This window comes from Amycolatopsis bartoniae (genome assembly GCF_014191255.1).
Lineage (GTDB): Bacteria > Actinomycetota > Actinomycetes > Mycobacteriales > Pseudonocardiaceae > Amycolatopsis_E > Amycolatopsis_E bartoniae.
Window position 1 is genome coordinate 76,979 of sequence record NZ_JACHWH010000012.1, and the last position, 20,015, is coordinate 96,993.

22 protein-coding genes are annotated in these 20,015 nt (G+C 72.9%); 12 read left to right on the top strand and 10 right to left on the bottom strand.

Features of this window, described 5'->3' with window-relative positions; genetic code table 11:
- The first annotated feature begins 12 nt into the window (after positions 1-12).
- Positions 13-957, top strand: coding sequence for a ribose-phosphate diphosphokinase (locus tag FHX82_RS32870; RefSeq protein WP_145935162.1), 945 nt, complete (start codon positions 13-15; stop codon positions 955-957).
- 4 nt (positions 958-961) lie between these two features.
- Here the strand turns inward: FHX82_RS32870 and FHX82_RS32875 are convergent, their stop codons facing one another.
- Entirely contained in the window at positions 962-1,849 is an 888-nt protein-coding gene (locus FHX82_RS32875; RefSeq protein WP_145935163.1) for a CE1 family esterase, read from the bottom strand.
- 213 nt (positions 1,850-2,062) lie between these two features.
- Between FHX82_RS32875 and FHX82_RS32880 the strand changes: the two genes are divergently transcribed.
- The 7 genes from FHX82_RS32880 (at position 2,063) to FHX82_RS32910 (ending at position 9,598) form a co-directional block, all read left to right on the top strand.
- Positions 2,063-3,547, top strand: a complete 1,485-nt coding sequence (locus FHX82_RS32880) for a class I adenylate-forming enzyme family protein (protein WP_145935164.1) — start codon at positions 2,063-2,065, stop codon at positions 3,545-3,547.
- Positions 3,544-4,701 (top strand): acyltransferase family protein, encoded by a 1,158-nt coding sequence (locus tag FHX82_RS32885; RefSeq protein WP_183176982.1) that lies wholly within the window; start codon positions 3,544-3,546, stop codon positions 4,699-4,701. Before FHX82_RS32880 ends, FHX82_RS32885 begins: the two co-directional genes overlap by 4 nt.
- On the top strand, positions 4,698-5,456 hold the full coding sequence (locus FHX82_RS32890) for a phosphosulfolactate synthase (RefSeq protein WP_145935166.1): 759 nt from the start codon (positions 4,698-4,700) through the stop codon (positions 5,454-5,456). Before FHX82_RS32885 ends, FHX82_RS32890 begins: the two co-directional genes overlap by 4 nt.
- A 25-nt stretch (positions 5,457-5,481) precedes the next feature.
- A complete protein-coding gene (locus FHX82_RS32895; protein WP_145935167.1) occupies positions 5,482-5,880 on the top strand; it encodes a VOC family protein in 399 nt (132 codons plus the stop codon).
- The gene (locus tag FHX82_RS32900; protein WP_145935168.1) at positions 5,880-6,458 is read left to right on the top strand and encodes a histidine phosphatase family protein; all 579 of its coding nucleotides are present in this window, start codon (positions 5,880-5,882) and stop codon (positions 6,456-6,458) included. Before FHX82_RS32895 ends, FHX82_RS32900 begins: the two co-directional genes overlap by 1 nt.
- Positions 6,459-6,501: 43 nt before the next feature.
- Positions 6,502-8,760, top strand: coding sequence for a tetratricopeptide repeat protein (locus FHX82_RS32905; protein WP_145935169.1), 2,259 nt, complete (start codon positions 6,502-6,504; stop codon positions 8,758-8,760).
- A 214-nt stretch (positions 8,761-8,974) separates the two neighbouring features.
- Positions 8,975-9,598, top strand: a complete 624-nt coding sequence (locus FHX82_RS32910) for an L-threonylcarbamoyladenylate synthase (RefSeq protein ID WP_145935170.1) — start codon at positions 8,975-8,977, stop codon at positions 9,596-9,598.
- 8 nt (positions 9,599-9,606) lie between these two features.
- Here FHX82_RS32910 and FHX82_RS32915 read toward each other — a convergent pair whose 3' ends face one another.
- Positions 9,607-10,308 carry an SDR family oxidoreductase gene (locus FHX82_RS32915; RefSeq protein WP_145935171.1) on the bottom strand — a complete coding sequence of 234 codons (702 nt, stop codon included), beginning with the start codon at positions 10,306-10,308 and terminating at the stop codon, positions 9,607-9,609.
- Between the two features lie 70 nt (positions 10,309-10,378).
- Between FHX82_RS32915 and FHX82_RS32920 the strand changes: the two genes are divergently transcribed.
- Entirely contained in the window at positions 10,379-10,834 is a 456-nt protein-coding gene (locus FHX82_RS32920; protein WP_145935172.1) for a winged helix-turn-helix transcriptional regulator, read from the top strand.
- Between the two features lie 27 nt (positions 10,835-10,861).
- Here the strand turns inward: FHX82_RS32920 and FHX82_RS32925 are convergent, their stop codons facing one another.
- Complete coding sequence (locus tag FHX82_RS32925) at positions 10,862-11,308, bottom strand: hypothetical protein (RefSeq protein ID WP_145935173.1); 447 nt, start codon at positions 11,306-11,308, stop codon at positions 10,862-10,864.
- A 122-nt stretch (positions 11,309-11,430) separates the two neighbouring features.
- Here FHX82_RS32925 and FHX82_RS32930 point away from each other — a divergent pair, with 122 nt between their 5' ends.
- Positions 11,431-12,150: a GAF and ANTAR domain-containing protein gene (locus FHX82_RS32930; RefSeq protein WP_145935174.1), complete on the top strand. Its 720-nt coding sequence runs from the start codon at positions 11,431-11,433 to the stop codon at positions 12,148-12,150.
- 193 nt (positions 12,151-12,343) lie between these two features.
- Here FHX82_RS32930 and FHX82_RS32935 read toward each other — a convergent pair whose 3' ends face one another.
- A complete protein-coding gene (locus FHX82_RS32935) occupies positions 12,344-13,096 on the bottom strand; it encodes an SDR family NAD(P)-dependent oxidoreductase (RefSeq protein ID WP_145935175.1) in 753 nt (250 codons plus the stop codon).
- Positions 13,097-13,233: 137 nt separating this feature from the next.
- Here FHX82_RS32935 and FHX82_RS32940 point away from each other — a divergent pair, with 137 nt between their 5' ends.
- Positions 13,234-14,064, top strand: a complete 831-nt coding sequence (locus tag FHX82_RS32940) for a helix-turn-helix transcriptional regulator (protein ID WP_145935176.1) — start codon at positions 13,234-13,236, stop codon at positions 14,062-14,064.
- A 17-nt stretch (positions 14,065-14,081) separates the two neighbouring features.
- On the opposite strand, the gene FHX82_RS32945 is transcribed toward FHX82_RS32940, so the two are convergent.
- The gene (locus FHX82_RS32945) at positions 14,082-14,492 is read right to left on the bottom strand and encodes a MarR family winged helix-turn-helix transcriptional regulator (RefSeq protein ID WP_145935239.1); all 411 of its coding nucleotides are present in this window, start codon (positions 14,490-14,492) and stop codon (positions 14,082-14,084) included.
- A gap of 143 nt (positions 14,493-14,635) precedes the next feature.
- Here FHX82_RS32945 and FHX82_RS32950 point away from each other — a divergent pair, with 143 nt between their 5' ends.
- Positions 14,636-15,193, top strand: coding sequence for a YceI family protein (locus FHX82_RS32950; protein ID WP_145935177.1), 558 nt, complete (start codon positions 14,636-14,638; stop codon positions 15,191-15,193).
- An 80-nt stretch (positions 15,194-15,273) separates the two neighbouring features.
- On the opposite strand, the gene FHX82_RS32955 is transcribed toward FHX82_RS32950, so the two are convergent.
- The 5 genes from FHX82_RS32955 to FHX82_RS32975 form a co-directional block, all read right to left on the bottom strand.
- A complete protein-coding gene (locus FHX82_RS32955; protein ID WP_145935178.1) occupies positions 15,274-15,471 on the bottom strand; it encodes a hypothetical protein in 198 nt (65 codons plus the stop codon).
- 38 nt (positions 15,472-15,509) lie between these two features.
- Complete coding sequence (locus FHX82_RS32960) at positions 15,510-16,322, bottom strand: FAD binding domain-containing protein (protein ID WP_145935179.1); 813 nt, start codon at positions 16,320-16,322, stop codon at positions 15,510-15,512.
- A complete protein-coding gene (locus tag FHX82_RS32965; RefSeq protein WP_145935180.1) occupies positions 16,319-16,789 on the bottom strand; it encodes a (2Fe-2S)-binding protein in 471 nt (156 codons plus the stop codon). Before FHX82_RS32965 ends, FHX82_RS32960 begins: the two co-directional genes overlap by 4 nt.
- A complete protein-coding gene (locus FHX82_RS32970; RefSeq protein WP_145935181.1) occupies positions 16,786-19,044 on the bottom strand; it encodes a xanthine dehydrogenase family protein molybdopterin-binding subunit in 2,259 nt (752 codons plus the stop codon). Before FHX82_RS32970 ends, FHX82_RS32965 begins: the two co-directional genes overlap by 4 nt.
- 96 nt (positions 19,045-19,140) lie before the next feature.
- On the bottom strand, positions 19,141-19,905 hold the full coding sequence (locus tag FHX82_RS32975) for a sulfite exporter TauE/SafE family protein (RefSeq protein WP_145935182.1): 765 nt from the start codon (positions 19,903-19,905) through the stop codon (positions 19,141-19,143).
- Positions 19,906-20,015 lie beyond the last annotated feature (110 nt).

A 20,015-nucleotide genomic window follows, 5' to 3' on the forward strand; every position in this document is an offset into this window, starting at 1 on the left:
AGCATTCTCTGCGTGCGCGAGATCGCCGTTTTCAGCGGTAGTGCCCATCCCGAGCTGGCCGAGGAGATCTGTGCGAACCTCGGCGTCGAGCTGCATCCCGTCAGCGTCCGCCGGTTCGCCAACGACTGCCTCGAGGTGCAGCTGCAGGCGAACTGCCGCGAGCGCGACGTGTTCCTCATCCAGCCGATCGTCGCGCCGGTGCAGGAGCACCTGGTCGAGCTGCTGCTGATGCTCGACGCGGCGCGCGGGGCGTCGGCCGGGCGCACGACGGTGGTCATGCCGCACTACGCGTACGCGCGCTCGGACAAGAAGGACGCGCCGCGCATCTCGATCGGCGGCCGGCTGGTGGCGGACCTGCTGGTGACCGCGGGCGCGAACCGGGTGCTCGCGATGACGCTGCACTCGCCGCAGGTGCACGGCTTCTTCAGCATCCCGGTCGACCACCTGCACGCGCTGCGTGAGCTGGCCGGGCACTTCCGCCGGTACGACCTGAGCAACACCACCGTCGTCTCGCCCGACCTCGGCAACGCCAAGCCCGCGTCGCACTTCGCGCGGTTGCTCGGCGTGCCGGTGGCGGCGGGCGCGAAGGAGCGGTTCGCCGACGACCGGGTGGCGATCAGCTCGATCATCGGTGACGTCGCCGGCCGGGACGTGATCGTGCTCGACGACGAGATCGCGCGGGGCAGCACGGTGCTGGAGGTGCTGGCGCGGCTGCGGGAGCTGGGCGCACGGTCGGTCCGGGTGGCGTGCACGCACGGGCTGTTCTCCGACGGCGCCCTCAAGCGGATCGGCGACCAGCCGGACGTGCTGGAGATCGTGTGCACCAACACGGTCCCGGTGGAGCCGGACGAGGTGGCGCCGAAGCTCACGGTGCTGTCGATCGCGCCCGCGCTGGCGGAGGCGATGCGCCGCATCCACAACGGCGAGTCGGTGAGCGCGTTGTTCGACGCGCAGTGAGCGCTCAGGCCAGCCGCTGGCGGCTGAGGAAGTCCCACATCACCGTCGCCGCCGCGGCTTGGTCTCCCACGGGCGTCGTGTAGGGGGCCGAGGTGTGGGTGGCGACCGGCCAGTAGTGCGTCAGTCCTGAGTAGACACCCGAGGCCAGTTCGGTGCCCCCGCGGCACCCGGTCCACGTCGTGAGGGTCAGCGGGCCCGTGTGCCGCACGACCGGGGTTCCCGTGCAGCCGTTGCGGCGCTGCCACTGCGCGACGGCGTCGTTCAGGGCCGCGACCGCGCTCGGCGAGTTGTGCTCGGTGCGCACGTACGGATCCGCCGTGCCCGCCGTCAGCAGAGCCGAAACCGGTTGCCCCGCCGGGCAGGCGGCCAGCGGGACGGCGCCGTAGGTCGCGAGACCGGCGAAAAGCCCCGGATGCCCGCAAACCTCCTCGAACGACAGCTTCGCCCCATTGCTGTACCCCACGAGATAAATGCGACGCCGATCGCTGTCGAAATACTGCGAGGCGTCCGAAACGAGCTGCGTGAGAAAGGCCGTGTCGTGCACGCCTTGCCGGCCCGCCACCCCGCAGCAGCCGTGTCCGGCGTTCCACGACTCGGAGATCCCGAGTGGATAGACGAGGTTCACCAGCCCGCGCTCGGCGTAGGGCAGGAACCCGGTCCTGGTGGACTCCTGCTGCGCCGTGATGCCCCGCCCGTGCAGCACGATCAGCAACGGAAGTCCCTTGTGCCGCAAGGAAGACCCGATGGCGAGGTACGTCCGCTTCGTCCCGTCCACGGTGAGCTGGCGCGACACCGTGGTGGTGCCCGCCGTGACCGCCGGCCGCGCCGTCGCCGAATGCCCCGGCGTGCCACCGGCGGCCGGGGAGGCACACGCCGCCAGAACGAACGCCACGAGAACGGGGAACAACCGTCGCATTTGTCCTGTTGCCCGCCGGAAGCGCTGGTGACGCACCGATTCCATGGTCCGGAGTGTCCCTCGCGCGCCGCGAAGAAGGCGTAAGAACGTTCAACTTCTCAGGTGTCTCTCAGAACGCTGCCAGCGGGCACCTAGGAACGATGACCAGACTCGCCCGTGTTCGACGAGAAAGCGTGTGTGGAGGGCTTCATGGCGATTGTGTCCCGGTTACTGTCCACCCGGGCACGCGAGCAGGCGGAGTCCCTCGCGTTCCTCTCCGGGGAGGACGAGCGGGCACTGACCTGGCGCGCGGTGGCGGAGCACGCCACGCGGTGGCCCGGGATCGCCGAGCCCGGCAGCCGCGTCGGGCTGGTCGTCGCCGATCCGCTGGCCTTCACCGCCGCGTACCTCGGCTGCCTCGCCGCGGGACTGACGGCCGCGCCCGTCGACCCGCGCCTGACACCCGCGGAGCTGTCCGCCACCCTGGCCCGGCTGCGGGTCGACGTGCTCGCCACCGACCAGCCGGACGCCATTCACGCCGAGCTCGACACCGTGCTCGTGGACCTCGCCGGACCACGGCGGATCTGGTCCGCCACCACGGCGAACCGGCCCAGCGACGCCGCCGCGCTGCGGCCCGCGGTCCTGCTCACCAGCTCCGGCACCACCGGGCGCCCCAAGGGCATTCCGCTCACCGAGTGGCAGCTGCTGCACGCCGCCGGGCGCGTCGCCCGGCACCACGGCTTCGTCCCCGGTGAGCGCGGCTACACACCGCTGCCGCTGTTCCACGTCAACGCTCAGGTGATGGGCCTGCTCGCGACCGTGGTGAGCGGCGCCTCCCTGGTGATCGACCGGCGTTTCGACGCCGGGGAGTACTGGTCGCGCGTCGAGCGGCACCGGCCCACCTGGCTCAACGCCGTCCCGGCGGTCCTCGCCTCGCTCGCCACGCGCCCGGCGCCGCCGTCATGGCTCGCCGAGCGGATCCGCTTCGCCCGCTCGGCCTCCGCGCCGCTGCCGCCCGCCACCGCCGCGGCCTTCGCCGCGCACACCGGCGTCGGGGTGCTGGAGACCTACGGCATGTCCGAGGCCGCCGGGCAGATCACCGCGAACCCCCTCGACCCGGCGCGGCGCCGCGCGGGGTCGGTGGGCCTGCCCGTCGAGCTGGAGCTGGTCGTCGCCGGTCCGGACGGCGCCGAGGTCGCACCTGGCGAGGAGGGCGAGGTACTGCTGCGCGGGCCGCAGATCGTGAGCGAGTACCTGGAGCTCGACGAGCACGCGCCCGAGCGCACGCGGCCCGCGCGCGCCGCGGACGGCTGGCTGCGCACCGGGGACGTCGGCGTCCGCGACGAGGCCGGGTTCCTGCGCCTGGCCGGGCGCGCGGACGACGTGATCAACCGCGGCGGCGAGAAGATCTACCCGCAGGAAGTGGAGAACGTGCTGCTCGCGCACCCCGGTGTGGCCGCGGTCGCGGTGGTCGGCGCCCCGCACGAGCGCCTCGGGCAGGTGCCCGTCGCGTTCGTGACCACGCGCGGCCCGGACGCCGAGGCGCTGCGCCGGTCCCTGACCGTCTGGTGCGAGCAGCGGCTCGCCCGCTACAAGCGGCCCGCCGTCGTCGAGGTCACCGACGCGCTGCCCACCGGGCCCACCGGCAAGGTGCTGCGCCGGGCCCTGCGGGCGGAGCTGGCGGGCAACCGGTGAGCGGACGCGGCGAACATCTGCACTACGTCGACGTCGTCCGCGTGCTCACCGTGGGGCTCGTCATCGGCACGCACGTGCTGGCGCTCGCGCCGGTGGAGCCGACGGTGCTCGACGGCGCGCTCGGCATGGTCTTCCACGTCAGCCGCGAGGTGTTCTTCCTGCTCACCGCGTTCGTGCTGACCTACAGCACGGGGCGGAAGAAGGTGCGGTGGCCGCGGTTCTGGCGGCGGCGGTTCCTGTTCGTCGCCGTGCCGTACCTCGTGTGGACGGTGCTGTACTTCTTCGCCAACGGCGCGCCGTTCCTCGGGGCGAACCTGGTGCAGCAGCTGCTCACCGGCACCGCGCGCTACCACCTGTACTTCCTGCTCGTCTCGATGCAGATCTACCTGGTGTTCCCCCTGGTCCGCGCGCTGCTGCGGGCCACGCAGCGGTGGCACGGCGCACTGCTGGCGGTAGCCGCGGCCTTTCAGCTGACGTTCGCCTACGCCGTCCAGCAGAACTGGGACCTCGGCCCGCTGTCGGGCTGGGTGCACGCGCCGGACGCGCTGCTGCCCAGCTACCTCGGCTACGTGCTGGCGGGCGCGATCGCCGCCTGGCACCGGGAGGCGCTCGTCGCGTGGACGCGGCAGCACGTCCGGACCGTCTTCGCCGGCTGCGCGGCCCTGGTCGCGCTGAGCGTCGTCGTCTACCTGGTGCACGTCGACGTCCTCGGGCAGCCGCCGCTGCAGGCGAGCATGGTGTTCCAGCCGGTGGTGGCGGCCGAAAGCGTCGCGGTCGCGTGGGCGTTCCTCGCCGCCGGGCTGCTGTGGCAGGAAACCAGCCGCCCCGGCGAGAAGGTCGTGCGCGCCACCTCGGACGCGTCCTTCGGCATCTACCTGCTGCACCCGCTCGTGCTGCAGGGCGCGTTGCTCGGGGCCACCGCCGCCGGGCTGGTCGATTTCGCCCAGACCGTGCCGAACGCCGTGGTGCTCGCGGTGCTCGTGCTGGTGCTGCTGCCCCTGCTCTACCTCGTGTCCGGGCTGGTGACCGCCGCCGCCCGGCGCACACCGGTGAGCCTCGCGCTCACCGGCCGGGCCCGGGCGCGCCGCGCCCGGCCCGTTCCCGCCCGGCCGCGCGAAGACCTCGCGCTCGCGAACTCAGGAGGAGCCCGATGACCCGCACCACGATGATGATCGACCCGGGACTGCCGACGGGCCTGTTCACCGACGTGATCGCCAGCCACGGCGAGTACGTCGGCCTGGTCAAGTTCGGCTGGGGCACCGCGCTGGTCACGAAGCAGCTGGACCACAAGATCGCCGTGCTGCGGGAGGCCGGGATCGGGTTCTACTTCGGCGGCACGCTGTTCGAGTGGTACCTCGTGCAGGACCGCCTCGGCGAGTACCTGTCGCTCGTCGAGCGCACCGGCGCCACGCACATCGAGGTGTCCAACGGCACGATCCCGCTGGACCAGCACGGCAAGGCCGCGTGCGTGCGGCGGATGGCGCAGCACCGGCCGGTGCTCTCGGAGGTCGGCTACAAGGACGCGGACCGCTCCGCGCGCCTCACCCCCGGCGACTGGGTGGGCGCGATCCGCGAGGACCTCGACGCCGGCGCGGAGCTGGTGATCACCGAGACCCGCGAGAGCGGCCGCAGCGGGATGGCCCGCCCGGACGGGCACCTGCGTGACGACGTGCTGCGCGCCGTGCTGGCACGGGTGGACGCCACCCGCCTGCTGTTCGAGGCGCCCACCAAGGACCTGCAGGTGGAGCTGATCCGCGCGATCGGCCCGGAGGTCAACCTCGGCAACATCGCCGCGGCCGACCTCGTCGGCGTCGAGACCCTGCGCCGGGGACTGCGCGGCGACACGCTGCTGCAGCTCACCCCGTGTGCCGGCGGAGTTCCCGTGCCCCGCGCGGTGTCCGTCGCCTGAAACAGTCCACAAAGGAGAGACCGGAATGCGCAACACCCACGACGCCTGCCACATCGCGGTGCCCGCGAAGGACCTCGACGAGGCGGTGCAGTTCTACGTCTTCGGGCTCGGCGCGAAACTCGCCCGCCGCTACGACGACCGCGTGACCTTCGACTTCTTCGGCGACCAGCTGGTGTGCCACCTGTCCGACGACGTGCCGGACGAGCCGGTGATGTACCCGCGGCACTTCGGCGTCAGCTTCGCCGCCGCCGAGGACTTCGACCGGCTGCTGCGGCTGGTGGAGCACCGCAAGCTGCCCGTGCTGGCGGGACCGGCGGTGCGGTTCGAGGGCACCGCCGAGCAGCACCGCACGATCGCGCTCGTCGACCCGTCCAACAACGTGCTGGAGTTCAAGAACTACGACGACCCGCGGCTGCAGTTCTGATGCCCGTGCTCCACCTGGTGCGCCACGGCGAGAGCGAGTGGAACCTCGCCGGCCGGGTGCAGGGGCAGTCGGCCGAGGCGGGCTCGCTCACCGCGCGCGGGCTGCGGCAGGCCGCGCAGGCCGCCCGCCTGCTCGCCGAGCGGTACCCGGACATCGACGCGATCTTCAGCAGCGACCTGCCGCGCGCCCGCGAGACCGCCGAGGTGATCGCGAGCGTGCTCGGCCTGCCCGTGCGCACCGACCCGTGCCTGCGCGAGCAGCACCTGGGCTGCCTGGAGGGGCGGCGGTTCGCCGACCCGCTCGGCGAGGGCACGGTGCAGGACGCCGTCGAACGGCTGTGGCGCGAACCCTGGCGGCGGCCCGGCGACGGCGAGAGCATCACCGACCTCTACGAGCGCGTCCACGCCACGCTGGACCGGTACGCGGCCGGACCGGGTCGCGAGGTGGTGCTCGTGGCGCACGGCGGTCCCGTCCGCGTGGCCACGACCAGCGCCGATCCGCGGCGGCGGGAACCCGTGCCGAGGGTGACTGTGGGCAACGCGACGGTGACCACGGTGGACCGTTCCCGCTGTTGCTGAACAGACACACTCGCCCGGCACCGGCTATGGGAAAGTTACCGCGATGTCGTTCGAGTCGGGAAGCAGAGCGGGGTACCTGGTGGGTGCCGCCGTGGCCGCGGCGGTCGCCGTGGCGGCCGGGCTGCTCACCAGCCAGGGCGCGCTGCCCGCGGCCGCCGGGTGGACCGTCGAGGTGGTCGCCGCGGCGGTGACCGGCCTGCTGGCGCTGCTCGCGTTCCTGCCCCGGCGACGCGGACAGCGTGCCGAGCCGCCGCCCGTCGCGGCGGTCCCGGCGCGGCCGGACCTCGGTGGTACGGGGGCGATTCCCATCCTGCGCATCAGTGAGCTGGACCCGGTCCGGCTGGGCGTGCACCCCGCGTGGAAGCTGCCGGGCGGCGCGCCGATGCCGCCGTACGTGCCGCGCACCGCCGACGCCGAGCTGGACCGCCTGCTCGCCCGCGGCGGGCTCGTCCTCGTGCAGGGCGACGCGGCGGCGGGCAAGACGCGCACGGCGTACGAAGCGGTGCTGCGCAACGCTTCTCGCCTCGGCTGGGAGACCGTGGTCGTGCCCGCCGACGCGGACGCGCTGCGCGAGCTGGCGCGCACGCCGCCGCGGCGGACGGTGGTGTGGCTCGACGACCTGGAGCGCTACCTGGCGACCGACAGCCTCGACGACTCGCTGCTGACGGACCTGTGCACGCGTGGTCCTTCGGACACCGTCGTGCTGGCCACGCTGCGCACGCGGGCGCGCGTGGCGCTGGGCGTCGACACCGACGGCCCGGGCGGGCGGTCACGGCGGGTGCTGACCCGGACGACGCCGATCGAGCTGCCCCGCAGGCTCGACCGCACGGAAACCGCGGCGGCGCACCGGTTCCGCACCGACGCGCGGATCGCGGGCGCCCTCGTCGACGAGAGCGGCGCGGGGCTGGGCGAGCACATCGCGGCCGGCCCGGCCGCGCTGCACCGCTGGCGGTCCGGGCGCGACGGCGAGAACGAGGCGGGGGCGGCGCTGGTCAGCGCGGCGGTCGACCTGCGCCGGGCCGGTTACCTGGACCCGGTGCCGCTGGACTGGCTGGTGTCGCTGCACGGCCGCTACCTGTCGGGCCGCTACCGCAGCCGCTTCGGCGAGACGGACCTGGCGGCGGCGCTGGAGTGGGCGTCGCAGCCGGTGCGCGGCGCCAGCTCGTGCCTGATGCGGGCGGGCGCGGACCGGTACCTGGCGTTCGACTACCTGGTGGACTCGGCCGATCCGGCCGTGCCGGTGCCGGACGAGGTGTGGGGGCTGCTGCTGGGCGCCCACCTGCTGACGGCCGACCAGGCGTTCCGCGTCGCGCGGGCGGCCGTGGGCTTCGGGCGGCTGGCGGACGCGGGCAGGCTGTGGACGCGGCTGGCGGAGCAGGGCGACCAGTACGCGCTGTTCAACCTGGGCTGGGCCGCGCAGACCTCGGGGAACCAGGCGGGCGCGGAGCAGTGGTACCTGCGGGCGGCGCAGGCGGGCAGCAGCTGGGCGATGTCCAACCTGGGCACGCTGGCCGAGAACCGGGGCGACGTGCGGATGGCCGAGCTGTGGTACCAGCGGGCCGCGGAGGCCGGGGACACCACGGGCATGACGAACCTGGGCGGCTTGTTCGCGCAGACCGGCCGGATCGACGACGCCCGCGAGGCGTACCGGCGGGCGGCGTCGGCGGGTGACCCGAACGGGTTGCGCAAGGAGGCCGTGCTGGAGCTGCTGCACGGCGACCGGCAGCGGGGCGCGGCGCTGCTGCGGAAGGTGGCGCTGTCCGGGGATCCGGCGGCGGTGCGGCTGATGGGCCTGCTGTCGCGGACGGAGGAGGGCGAGCACCGGCCGGACGTCGAGGCGCTGCGGCGGCTGGCGGCGGAGATGGGCGACAGCCAGGCGGCGCTCGACCTGGCGCGGAACCTGTGGAACCAGGGCGACCTCGACGCGGCGGAGACGTGGTTCCGGCGCGCGGCGGAGACCGAGAACGGGCCGGTGGCGGAGTTCGGCCTGGCGGTGCTGCTGGAGCAGCGGGGGCAGGCCGGGGAGGCCGAGCAGTGGTACCGGCGCTCGGCGGAGCACGGCCTGCCCGAGGCGATGCTGAACCTGGGCACGCTGCTGCAGGACAGGGGCGCCTACGACGACGCCGAGCGGTGGTACCACCGGGCACTGTCGGCCGGGCACCTGCCGGCGGAGGTCAACCTGGGCGCGCTGCACTGGCGGCGCGGCAACCTCGAAGAGGGCCGCGCGTGGTACCAGCGGGCCGCCGAGCGGGGCGACGAACTCGCCCGGCAGGCACTGGAGAACCTCCAGCTGCGCGGCTGAGGTGGTGTGCTCTTTCTGAGCGGCGGAGCCGCTCGCCGTGGGGCCGCCAACTCGCACTCTGCTGCCGAATTCTGAGGCGGCCTCTCGCGAGGACAGCGCCTCCGTGGTGACCTGGCGGTCATGAGGAGGCGATCCCGGAGTGAGAGGCCGCCTCAGGTTCCGCTACCTGCACCGCCACGCAAGCCATTCCCGGCACAGTCTCTAAGCTCCCTTCATGGCGAAGTACTTCGATGTGCACCCGGAGAACCCGCAGCGCCGCGCGATCGACCAGGTGGTCGGGATCGTGCGGGACGGCGGGCTGATCGCGTACCCGACCGACTCGTGCTTCGCCCTCGGGTGCCAGCTCGGCAACAAGGACGGGATCGACCGGATCCGCGCCGTGCGCCGCCTCGACGACCGGCACCACTTCACGCTGGTGTGCCGCGACTTCGCCCAGCTCGGCCAGTTCGTGCACGTGAACAACGCCGTCTTCCGCGCCATCAAGGCCGCCACGCCCGGCAGCTACACCTTCATCCTCCCGGCCACGAAGGAGGTGCCGCGCCGCCTGCTGCACCCGAAGAAGAAGACCGTGGGCGTGCGGATCCCCGACCACCTCGTCGCACAGGAGCTCGTCGCCGCGCTCGGGGAGCCGCTGCTGTCCAGCACGCTGCTGCTGCCCGACCGGGAGGAGCCGCTCACCCAGGGCTGGGAGATCAAGGACGAGCTGGACCACGTGCTGGACGCCGTGATCGACTCCGGTGACTGCGGCACCGAGCCGACCACGGTCGTCGACTTCTCCGAGGACGAGCCGGAGATCATCCGCCGCGGCGCGGGAGATCCGGCTCGCTTCGAGTCCTGAATGGACGGTCAGGCCAGCTGCGGGTAGAGCCCCGCCAGGTCACCGGACAGCTTCGACCGCACGTGGCGGCTGGCGTCGTCGGCGATCACCTCGAACAGTCCCCGCTCGACGCCGTCGAGAGCCTGCGCCGCCACGGTGGCCGGGTCCACCTTCGGGCCGTCGACGTGCGCCGCCATGTCGGTCTCCATGTACCCCACGTGCAGCGCCGTGACCTGCGTGCCCTGGTCCCGCAACTCCAGGCGCAGCGCGTTGGTGAGCTGCAGCGCGGCGGCCTTGGCCGCGGAGTAGGCGGCGGCCCGCGGCACGGTGAGCCAGGACAGGACCGACAGCACGTTCAGCACCGCGCCACCGCCGCCCCGGGCCAGGACCGGCGCGAACGCCCGCGCCATGGCGAGCGTGCCGAAGTAGTGCGTCTCCATCTCCAGCCGCACGTCGCCGAGGTTCCCGTGCAACGCGGACGCGCCCGTGCTCACCCCGGCGTTGTTGATCAGCAGCGTCACGTCCCCCGCCTGCTCCGCGGCGGCCCGCACCGAGGCCGGGTCCGTGATGTCGAGCGCGAGCGGCACGACGCCCGGCAGGTCGACCGACTCCGGCCTGCGTGCCGCCGCGTACACCTTCGCCGCGCCCCGCTCCAGCAGCGTGGCGGCGAAGTGCCGGCCCAGCCCCCGGTTCGCGCCCGTGACCAGCGCGACCGATCCCTTGATCTCCATGAGTCCTCCTCTGGCTTGTATTTTTCAAGCTAGCCAGCTGAGTTTCAAAAGGCAAGGTAGAGTGGCTCGCATGACACCCCGGCTCGACGAGGACTCCCCGGCCTGCTCGATCGAGCGGTCGCTGACGGTGCTGGGTGAGCGCTGGACGCCGTTGATCCTGCGCGAGCTGTTCTTCGGGTTCGTGCGTTTCGCGGACATCCAGCAGCGCCTCGGCATCGCCACGAACCTGCTGACCACGCGGCTCGCGACGCTCGTCGACGCGGGCGTGGTGGAGAAGCGGCCCTACCGCGAGGCGGGCGCGCGGACCCGGTACGAATACCACCTCACCGGCGCCGGGCGGGACGCGCTGGTGGTGCTCGGCGCGCTCCAGCAGTGGGGCGACCGGCACCTGCCGCGCGCGTCGGGGCCGTCGTTGAGACGCCGCGACCGGCGCACCGGCGCACCGCTCGACGTGACCTTCACCGGCCCGGACGGTCGGGCGGTGCCCCTCGACGAGGTGGAGTTCACCTCCCCCGCCGGCCGCTGACCGGTGGTGAAAACCGCCTCCGGGCGGTCAGTTCAGCGTGGGGTTGGACGGCAGGCAGACCGCCAGGCGCGACCACGGCGCGGGCGCCCGCCCGGGGGTCCGCGACGGCAGCGTCAGGTAGGCCCACGCGGTCATCCCCTGCTCGCGGTAGGTGAGGCCCCAGCCCGCGGAACCCTGCGGGCCGCCGCCGTCCATGAACGACGGGCGGGTGGGCGGCATCAGCTCCGGGCCGGCCACGTCGATGCGCAGGTAGTCCGGGTCGGCGCCGCGGACCAGGCAGACCTCGATGGGGAACTTCCCGTCCGCGTCGGGCGCGCTGCACACATCGTCGACGAACAGCAGGACGCTGACGACCATTTCGGCCGGGCAGTCGAACAGGAGCCCGCAGATCGCGTTGCGGAGCCGGTCCAGATCGGGCAGCGCGGTGACGCGCCGCCACACGATCTGCTCTCCACAGGGGCGTTCGAACGCCATGTCCGGTCCTCCGCTGTCGGTCTCAACGGTCAGCTCGGGCGAGTACCCCTTTTCCGGGGCGTAAAACCACACCTTCGGCGGAGAAGCTGGCGTGCCGGTCGCGCGTCGGCGAGACTGAGCCGATGACCGACCGGACCGCCCCGCCGAGAGGCGATGCCGGGGACTCCGACCTCGCGCTTCCCGAGGTGCTGAGCGACATCGTGCGCACGATCGAGCCCGAGCCGGACGTCGAGCGCACTGTCCAGCGTATCGTGACCGCGGCCGTGGACACGGTCCCCGGGGTCGAGAACGCGGGCGTCTCCCTGCTCGCGCGGGGCGAGGTCCGGTCCGTGAGCCCCACCAGCCCGGTGGTGGCGCGGCTCGACGCGCTGCAGCACGAGCTGCGCGAGGGTCCCTGCGTCGGCGCGGTGTTCGACGAGCCGGTCTTCCGCACCGGGAACATCGGGGCCGACTCGCGGTGGCCCCGCTTCGGGGCGGCGGCGAACGAGCTCGGCATCCGTTCGATGCTCAGCGTGCGGCTGTTCACCGGCTCGGCCAACCTGGGCGCGCTCAACCTCTACGCGAGCGCCCGCGCCGCGTTCGACGACGATGCGGTGCAGCTGGCCGGCCTGTTCGCCGCGCACGCGGCGGTGGCGCTCGCGGGGTCGGCGCGGCAGGAGCAGCTGCGGGAGGCGCTGCGCACCCGGGACACGATCGCCACGGCGAAGGGCATTCTCATGCAACGTCACTCGATCGGCGACGACGAGGCGTTCCACCTGCTGGTCAAGGTCTCCCAGCGCGCCAACCGGAAGCTGCACGACGTCGCGAGCTGGCTCGTGCAGGAGGTCACGCGCGGCGCGTGAGCCGCCCGCGGGCGGGTATGCCCGCGTCAGGAGCGAGTCGGGCAGGGACACTCCACGGATTCTGCGGGCCCGGTTCCGGCCCCTCAAGCGGGACGATTTCGACCGGCGCCCGGGGTCCTTCGGGCCGCCCCGCGGTGCACCGCCCGGACGAGCTGCACACGTCCTAGCCCGGGCGGCGTCTTCGGCGGGCGGGTCAGACCTGCCCGTAGCCACCGTCGACCTGGTAGTCGGCGCCGTTGACGTGGGAGGCCGCGTCCGACGCGACGAAGGCGATCACGGCGGCGACCTCCTCCGCCGTACCGGCCCGGGTCATCGGCGTGCCTTCCCCCATCTTCGCGAAGAACGCCCCGCGCTGCTCCGCGTCTCCGGCGAGCCGCGCGATGGCGGGCGTGTCCGTGGGGCCGGGGCTCACGACGTTCACCCGGATCCCGCGCGGCGTGAGTTCCAGCGCCCAAGTGCGGGCCAGGGCGCGGACCGCGGCCTTGGACGCGGCGTAGACACTGCGCCCACGCGACGCCTTGTGCGCGGCCATCGAACCGGTCAGCACGACGGCACCTCCGTCGGCCAGCAGGGGCAGCGCCTGCTGGACCGTCATGATCGTCCCGGTCACGTTGACGTCGAAAGTCGTCGTGACGATCTCCCGCGTGATCTCGCCCAGCGGCGCGGTGCCGATCGCGGCAGCGTTGGTGACAAGCACGTCGAGCCGTCCGCTGCGCTGCCGGACCTGGGTGAAGAGCCGGCCGAGGTCCTCGGCGGAGGACGAGTCGGCCGGGACGCCGACGACGTCGCCCGGGATGCGCGAGGCGGCGGCCGACAGCCGGTCACGGTCGCGGCCCGTGATGTAGACGGTGCCGCCGGCCCCCGCGATCTCGTGCGCGGTGGCGAAGCCGATCCCGGCGCTGCCACCGGTGACGACCGCGACCTTGTCGTGGAAAGCGTTGCTCATGTGGACTCTCAGCTCTTTCTTCCGGAAAACACCAGCGCTTCGAGCCTGCGCCCATCCCGGTACCAGAGCTGAGAGCCCGCTGATACTGGTATCGACAGCACCCGGCAGGCACCGCGCGGCTCAGGCATGGTGGATTCATGACGACGACCGGCCGCCGGCCCGAGCTGAGCGCGTTCCTGCGCTCACGGCGTGCGCGGGTCACCCCGGACCAGGTCGGAATGCCGCCCGGAGCGCGGCGGCGCACTCCCGGGCTCCGGCGGGAAGAAGTCGCCCAGCTGGCCGGGGTCGGCGTGACCTGGTACACCTGGCTGGAGCAGGGCCGGCCCATCAACGCCAGCGCCCACGTGCTCGGCGCGATCGCCCGCACGCTGCGCCTGGACGCCGCCGAGCGCGAGCACCTCTACCGGCTGGCAGAAGTCCCGCCGCCCGCGGCCGACGCCGAGGCGCCGGCCGAAGTCCCCGGCGACCTCGACACGATCCTGCGGGCCCTGGACCCGCTGCCCGCCATGGTCGTCAATGCTCGTACGGACGTCCTGCGCTGGAACCGGGCCTACGCCGCCCTGCACCCCGGCCTGGTCAGCGCGCCGAGCGGCGAGCGCAACACGATCTGGAACCTGTTCGCGGTGTCCCCGGCGCACACCCACATCGCCAACCGGGACGAGCAGGCCCCCGAAGCCGTGGCCACCTTCCGCTACCGCTACAGCCGGCACCTCGACGAACCGCACTGGCAGGGCTTCGTCGCCCGCCTGTGCAGCGCGAGCCCGCTCTTCGCCGGGCTCTGGGCCACCCACGACGTGGCCGCACCGCGCCTGTGCGACAAACGCTACGACATACCGGCAGTCGGAGAGATCGCTCTCCGCTCCACCGGCATGGACCTGACCGACCACCCCGGCCTCCGGCTCGTCGTCCACACCCCGGCCGACGAGCGCAGCCGCCAGCACCTCGACCGGATCCTCCGCCAGGGATGAGACGTACCCGGTCCGGCTCAGGCCACGTCTTCGGCGTCGGCCAGCCTTTCCAGCACCAGCTCGGAGATCTCGGTGAGCGCCCGGACCTGTTCGGGTGTCAGCGCGTCGAACACCAGGCGGCGGACCTCGTCGACGTGGCGGGGCGCGGCCTTCTCGATGGCGGCCCGGCCCTCGGCGGTGAGCACGATGAACGCCCCGCGCGCGTCCGACGGGCATTCCTCGCGCGCGACGAGCCCCCGCTTCTGCATCCGCGCGACGTGGTGGGACACGCGGCTCTTCTCCCACTGCAGGGCGCGGGCCAGCTCGACCACCCGCACCCGCTCCTCCGGGGTGTCCGTCAGCTGCACCAGCACCGCGAAGTCCGCGTGCGACAGGTCCGAGTCGGCCTGCATCCGCTTGCCGAGGTGCGCGGTCAGCCGCGCCTGCATGGCGATGTAGGCGCGCCACGCGCGCTGCTCGGCGTCGGTGAGCCAGCGAGTTCCCGTCACGCGATCAAGTGTACGGGAATAGTTGACACGTCACCGAGGTTGGGACAGGCTGGATGACACGTCACCAATCCGGAAGGGACACCATGACCACCCCCACGCAGTACGCGCAGCTGACCGGCACCTACACCCTCGACCCCACGCACACCCGCATCGGGTTCGTCGCGCGGCACGCGATGGTGACCAAGGTCCGCGGCGCGTTCAACGAGTTCACCGGCACCGCGCAGATCGACGGGGAGAACCCGGAGCGTTCCAGCGCGACCGTGACGATCGAGGCGAAGAGCATCGACACGCGCAACGCCGACCGCGACGCGCACCTGCGCAGCAACGACTTCCTGCAGATGGACGAGCACCCGCAGATCACGTTCCGGTCCACCTCGGTGAAGCAGACCGGCGAGGACACCTTCGACGTGACCGGCGACCTGACCATCAAGGGCGTGACCAAGGCGGTCACCATCCCGTTCAGCTACGAGGGCACCGCGCAGGACCCGTTCGGCAACACGCGCGTGGGCTTCGAGGGCTCCGTGGTGATCAACCGGAAGGACTTCGGGATCACCTGGAACGCGGCGCTCGAAACCGGCGGCGTGCTGGTGAGCGACAAGGTCACCCTGGAGTTCGAGGTCTCGGCCGTGAAGAACGCCTGACGCGACCAACGTGAGGAAAGCCCCCGCCGCGGCGGGGGCTTTCTCCGTGGTGGGGGTGGGGTGACGGCTTGAGAGGTGGCTCAGCAGCAGGGAACCGGCGCGGGCGCGGTGCGCGCCGCGACCGTGGTGCGCCGCCGGACGCGGTGGGTTGGGGGCGCCGCGGCCGGCCCCAGCAGGTGCCACTCGCGGCGGCCGTGCCACAGCCGCCCAGTCGCGGCCGCGGCAAGGTGCCGGTCGCGCGGAAGCGCCCCGTCAGCCAGCCCCTCCAGCAGCACCACCGGCCGCGAGGAGTCACCCCCCGCGGCCGGTCGCCCGCCTACGCCGCGGCCGTCGTGAGCGCTCGCTTCGTCAGCACCCGCGCCAGGTGCTCGCGGTACTCGGCGCTCGCGTGGGGTTCCGAGACCGGGCTGGCGCCCTCCGCGGCCAGGGCCGCCGCCTCGGCGATCGGGGCTCCCGACGCCAGCGCCTCCTCCGTCGCGGTGGCTCGGATCGGCGTGCCCGCCATGTTCACCAGGCCCACCTTCCCGCCCACGACGGCGACTCCCACGATGGCCCAGTCGATCGAGCGGCGGGTGAACTTCTCGAATGCCCACCCCAGCCCGGTCTGCGCCGGCACTCGCACCTCGGTCACCAGCTCGTCCGGCTCCAGCGGGGTCGTGAACGGGCCCAGGAAGAACTCCCCCGCCGGGATCTCCCGCTCCCCCCGCGGCCCGCGCACGACGAGCACCCCGTCGGACGCGAGCAGCGCCGCCGGCAGGTCCGCCGCCGCGTCGGCGTGCGCCAGCGAGCCGCCGATGGTGCCGCGGTGGCGCACCTGCGGGTCGCCGATCGCGCCCGCCACGTGCGCCAGCAGCGGGGCGTGCTCGCGCAGCACCTCGTCGGAGTGCAGGTCGTGATAGCGCGACAGCGCGCCGATCGCGACCGTGCCGTCCTCGACGCGCACGTACCGCAGCTCGTCGAGCGGCGCGACGTCCACCAGCAGCTCCGGCGTGGCGAACCGCAGCTTCATCAGCGGCAACAGGGAATGCCCGCCCGCGAGGACCTTCGCGTCCTCGCCGTGCTCGGCCAGGACGGCCAGCGCCTCGTCCACAGTGGACACCCGGCGGTAGGTGAACGAAGCCGGGATCACCGGTCCACCTCCTGTCCCGACGCCTCGATCACGGCGTTGACGATGTTGTGGTAACCCGTGCAGCGGCACAGGTTCCCCTCCAGCCCCTCGCGCACCTGCTCGCGCGTGGGCTTCGGGTTCTCGGCCAGGAGCGACACCGACGCCATGATCATGCCCGGCGTGCAGAACCCGCACTGCAGCCCGTGCTGCTCGCGGAACGCCCGCTGCACCGGGTGCAGCTCGCCGTCACCGGGGGCGAGCCCCTCGACGGTGGTGACCCGGTGCCCGTCGGCCTGCGCCGCGAGCACCGTGCAGGACTTGACCGACTCGCCGTCGAGCAGCACCGTGCACGCCCCGCAGGACGTGGTGTCACAGCCGATGTTGGTGCCCGTCAGGCCCGCGTTCTCCCGCAGGTAGTGCACCAGCAGCGTGCGGTCCTCGACCTCCTCGGCCACCGTCTCGCCGTTGACCTCGATGGAGACCTTCACTTCGCCTCACCTTTCCCAGAAAGCGCTTCCCACACCCGCTGCGGGGTCGTGGGCATGTCCAGGTGGCGCACGCCCAGGTGCGCCAGCGCGTCGACCACGGCGTTGTGCACCGCGGGGGTCGAACCGATCGTCGCGGCCTCGCCGATCCCCTTGACGCCCAGGGGGTTGCGGTCCGTCGGCGTCTCCGAGTCGACGAGCTCGAAGTCCGGCAGCTCGGTGGCCGTGACGAACGAGTAGTCCGCCAGCGTGGCCGTGGTCGGGTTGCCGTCCTCGTCGTAGCTCATGACCTCCAGCAGGGCCTGCGCGATGCCCTGCCCGAGCCCGCCGTGCCGCTGCCCGCGGAACACCAGCGGGTTGACGATCGGGCCCGCGTCGTCGGCCGCGATGATCCGCTTCACCACGACCTTGCCGGTCTCGGTGTCCACCTCCACCACCGCCAGGTGCGCGCCGAACGGGAACGTCGGCGTGCCCGTGCCGAACCACACGTCCGCCGACAGCGCGCCCTCCTCGGCGCGGGCGGCCAGCCGCACCCAGTCGACCGAACCGCTCGCCGGCGCGCCCCGGACCTGCCACACGCCCTCGTCGACGTTGAGCTCCAGGTCCTCCGGCGACGCCTCCAGCATGTCCGCGGCGATCTCGCGGGCGTTGGCGAGCACGCGGTCGGCGGCCTGGCGGACCGCGGAACCGCCGAGCTGCAGGGAACGCGAGCCGAAGGTGCCGATGGCCTTGGGGATCTCGTCGGTGTCGCCGTGCTTGACGGTGATCCGGTCCATCGGGATGCCGAGCTGGTCGGACAGCAGCATCGCGAGCGACGTGTGCAGGCCCTGCCCGTGCGGCGAGCTGCCGGTGTACGCGGTGACCGTGCCGTCGGGGTTGATGTCCACCCGCCCGCTCTCGCCGCCGCCGTCACCACCGGTGATCTCGACATACGTGGCGAGGCCCAGCCCGAGCGCCACCGGGTCGCCCGCCTCGCGTCGCCGCCGCTGTTCCGCCCGCAGGTCCGCGTAACCGGCGGCCTCCAGCACCTGGTCGAGCGCCTTGGCGTACTCGCCGCTGTCGTAGTTCGCGCCGGACTTGGTGGTGTACGGGAACTCCTCGGGCCGGATGAAGTTGACCCGGCGCACCTCGGCGGGATCCATCCCGATCTCGGTGGCGAACAGGTCCATCGCCCGCTCGATCGCGGCGGTCGCCTCCGGCCTGCCCGCGCCGCGGTAGGCGGCGATCGGCGTGGTGTTGGTGACCACGCCGCGGCTGCGGGTCTCGATCTTCGGGAAGTGGTAGACGCCCGAGGCCATCAGCTCGGTGAGCGTCGGCAGGAACAGCGTCCGCGGATAGGCCCCGGCGTCCTGCACCACGTCCAGGCGGAACACCTCGACGGTGCCGTCGCGGCGGCCGCCGATCGTCACGGTGTTCTGCTGGGCGCGCCCGTGCGTCATCGACGTCAGGTTCTCGCTGCGCGTCTCGCTCCACCGCACGGGGCGCCCGGCGCGCCGCGCGGCCCAGCCGAGCACGATGGGCTCGGGATCGGCCCCGATCTTGGCGCCGAAGCCGCCGCCGACGTCGGGCGCGACCACGCGCACGCGGTCCTCGCCGATGCCGAGACCGGCGGCGATCGCCATCCGGCCGAGCTGCGCGTTCTGCGTGGACAGCCACGCCGTGAGCCGCCCGTCCTCGCCCCACGCGAGCGCCGCGCCCCGCACCTCCAGCGGCGCCGGGGCGACGCGCTGGTTCACGATCGTCCGCGTCACCACGACTTCGCAGCCGGCGAAGGAGTCTTCCGGGAACTCGCTCATCCCGTTGACCTGCATGACGTTGCTGCCGTTGTCCGGGTACAGCACGGTCTCGCCCGCCAGCGCGGCGTCGATGCTCGCGACCGCGTCCAGCGGGTCGTAGTCGACGTCGACGAGCTCGGCGGCGTCCGCGAGCTGGTAGCGCTGCTCGGTGAGCACGAGCGCGACCGGCTCGCCGACGTAGCGCACGACCTCGCTCGCGAGCCACGGCTCCACCACCGGGCCGGCCTGCCGCGGCCCGAGATCCAGGTCCGCCGCGGTGTACACGGCGACGACACCGGGCGCTTCGAGCGCGGCGGAGGTGTCGATCGACGCGATGCGCGCGTGCGCGATGGGACTGCGCACGAACACCGCGTGCACCGCTCCGGTGAGCGCGGGCTCACGCAGGTCCTCGACGTACGTGCCGCCTGTGGTGATCAGCTTCTGGTCCTCGACGCGGACCACCCTGGTACCGACGATGCTCAACTCTGGGCCTCCATCAGATGCGTACGGCGAAGATCATGCCCCACGTGTCGCCCAACTTACTCCGGCTGCCGCGTACTTCCGCCGGGCGGAAACCGTTCAGGCCGCGAACGCCTGCCACGCGAGGCTCGCGGCCAGCCCGAGCCCGGCCAGTCCGATCGCGATGCGCAGCGGGGTCGCGGGCAGCCGCCGCACGACAGCGGGGCCGATCCACGAGCCGAGCACGGATCCCAGGCACAGCGCCACCACCGCGAGCCAGTCGACCTTGCCGGTGAAGGCGAAGACCACGGCGGCGACGAGGTTCGCCGCTCCCGTCGCGATGTTCTTCGCCGCGTTGGACCGCGCGAGCGACTGCGCCCACACCGTCGACAGCAGCGCGAGCATCAGAACTCCCGCCGCCGCACCGAAATAGCCGCCGTAGATGGCGACAGCGAACGCCGCGGCACCCGCGAGCGGGCCAAGTCCGTGGCCGTCGGCGCGTTCGGCGTACTTCCGCAGACGCGGACCGAGGAACAGCAGAACCGACGCACCCGCGATGAGGAACGGCACGATGAAGGTGAACGTGCCGGACGGCGTCCACAACAGCAGCGCCGCCCCGACCGCGCCGCCGGCCGCGGTGATCGCGCACAGCGTTTTCAGCGAAGAGCGCTGCCCCGCCAGTTCCGGCCGGGAGCCCGCCGCCGCGCCGACGGTGGTGCCGAGCATCGCGATGGTGTTGGTGACGTTGGCGGACACCGGCGACAGCCCGACGGCCAGCAGCGCCGGATAGGAGACCAGCGACGCGAGCCCCGCGATGGACCCGGTGAGCCCGGCACCCACACCGGCGAGCAGCAGGAACACCAGGGACAACGGGTCGGAGATCACCCGGGGATTGTCGCCCGCCGCCGGTCCCCGGCCCGCCGGTGGACCGTCCGGCAGTGGGCCGCGTCACGCACCGGGGTTTCCCCTTCCCGGACAAACGGCACTGGGCCGAA

Excerpts from the sequence above, each read along its gene's own strand:
- FHX82_RS32880 (WP_145935164.1), top strand. The coding sequence starts at position 2,063 with ATGGCGATTGTGTCCCGGTTACTGTCCACCCGGGCACGCGAGCAGGCG.
- FHX82_RS32890 (WP_145935166.1), top strand. The coding sequence starts at position 4,698 with ATGACCCGCACCACGATGATGATCGACCCGGGACTGCCGACGGGCCTG.
- FHX82_RS32895 (WP_145935167.1), top strand. The coding sequence starts at position 5,482 with ATGCGCAACACCCACGACGCCTGCCACATCGCGGTGCCCGCGAAGGAC.
- FHX82_RS32900 (WP_145935168.1), top strand. The coding sequence starts at position 5,880 with ATGCCCGTGCTCCACCTGGTGCGCCACGGCGAGAGCGAGTGGAACCTC.
- FHX82_RS32905 (WP_145935169.1), top strand. The coding sequence starts at position 6,502 with ATGTCGTTCGAGTCGGGAAGCAGAGCGGGGTACCTGGTGGGTGCCGCC.
- FHX82_RS32910 (WP_145935170.1), top strand. The coding sequence starts at position 8,975 with ATGGCGAAGTACTTCGATGTGCACCCGGAGAACCCGCAGCGCCGCGCG.
- FHX82_RS32915 (WP_145935171.1), bottom strand. The coding sequence starts at position 10,308 with ATGGAGATCAAGGGATCGGTCGCGCTGGTCACGGGCGCGAACCGGGGG.
- FHX82_RS32920 (WP_145935172.1), top strand. The coding sequence starts at position 10,379 with ATGACACCCCGGCTCGACGAGGACTCCCCGGCCTGCTCGATCGAGCGG.
- FHX82_RS32925 (WP_145935173.1), bottom strand. The coding sequence starts at position 11,308 with ATGGCGTTCGAACGCCCCTGTGGAGAGCAGATCGTGTGGCGGCGCGTC.
- FHX82_RS32930 (WP_145935174.1), top strand. The coding sequence starts at position 11,431 with ATGACCGACCGGACCGCCCCGCCGAGAGGCGATGCCGGGGACTCCGAC.
- FHX82_RS32935 (WP_145935175.1), bottom strand. The coding sequence starts at position 13,096 with ATGAGCAACGCTTTCCACGACAAGGTCGCGGTCGTCACCGGTGGCAGC.
- FHX82_RS32940 (WP_145935176.1), top strand. The coding sequence starts at position 13,234 with ATGACGACGACCGGCCGCCGGCCCGAGCTGAGCGCGTTCCTGCGCTCA.
- FHX82_RS32945 (WP_145935239.1), bottom strand. The coding sequence starts at position 14,492 with ATGCAGGCGCGGCTGACCGCGCACCTCGGCAAGCGGATGCAGGCCGAC.
- FHX82_RS32950 (WP_145935177.1), top strand. The coding sequence starts at position 14,636 with ATGACCACCCCCACGCAGTACGCGCAGCTGACCGGCACCTACACCCTC.